Source organism: Herpetosiphon llansteffanensis (assembly GCF_003205875.1).
GTDB classification, from domain to species: Bacteria; Chloroflexota; Chloroflexia; order Chloroflexales; family Herpetosiphonaceae; genus Herpetosiphon; species Herpetosiphon llansteffanensis.
The window spans coordinates 1-1,055 of sequence record NZ_PUBZ01000036.1; the positions used below are offsets into that span (position 1 = coordinate 1).

The 1,055-nt window shown below is 59.9% G+C and carries 1 protein-coding gene; it reads right to left on the reverse strand.

The window, feature by feature from the left end:
• Positions 1-21 precede the first annotated feature (21 nt).
• On the reverse strand, positions 22-1,055 hold a 1,034-nt coding region (locus tag C5S61_RS02470), incomplete at its 5' end, for a transposase (protein ID WP_164689183.1).

Consider the following 1,055-nt stretch of genomic DNA (forward strand, 5'->3'; position numbering starts at 1 on the left):
ATTGACTCTGCTGGCGAACCCTCAACCTGATGCCACGAGCCGCGACAGGGCGCTCCGACGCGGCGGTGTTTGGCGCGGCTGATCGAGCCACGCGCCGATGCGAATGACATTTAATGCCACCGCACTCAAGACATGCTGAAGATGGGTTTTCTCCAGCCCGATAAAGCGTGTTCGCCGCAGGCCTACGTGGCGAATCCCTTGGGAAATACTGCTCTCAATGCCGGAGCGCAGTGCATATTCGCGATGAAATGCTGGGGTTCGTTGATACTGGCGTGCCTGCTGAAGCGCTTCATGATAGATTTGGGTGCGGATGGTCACGGAGCGTGGTTCGTGTTTGCCGCGCGTGCAGTGCGTGCGAACCGGACAGGGACTGCAATCCTTCCGCAAAAAGCGGATGTGGACCACCGCTTGCCCCGTGATATCCTGCTCGAAGCGCCATTTGCCACTCGTATGCCCTTGTGGACATCGCGCCTGCTGCTGGTCCCAATCTATCACAAAGGCTTGGTTGTCATACCCAGTCCGCTCACGGGCCTGCCAACTCGGGTCATGGGCAACCGGGCCAAGCACGCGAACCGCATAGTCCTGCTGGCTCTGGACAAGGGTTTCGGAACTGGTGTAGCCACAATCGACCAGATGGGTCGCCGGAAGCAACGCCTTCTTGGCCAAGGTCGCGTGAATTTGCGGAACCAGCGGATCATCGGGCGTTGTTGCTGGGGTCGTGTGCACTGCGGTCACGAGCCGCGGCTGATCAGAATCACAGCTTTCGGTGATGTGTACTTTGTAGCCAATCCACGTCGTTCCCCGTTTCATGCTGTAGCGGGCATCAGGATCATAGGGCGAGTGAATCAGCCCCGCAGGCATCGGGACATCCGCATCGGCCCGCAACACGGGGGTTTCGCTGGGACCATAAAACTGTTGGAGCCAAACCCGCCAGAGGGTCGCCACCATGGGGAGTGTGCGGACGGTACGCGGTGTATCGGGCGCGGTCAGTGCGGTCAGCAAGGCAAAGCCATCCGCCCCATAGGTTGTTGCAAGCGCGTGGCGGGCACTTTTGG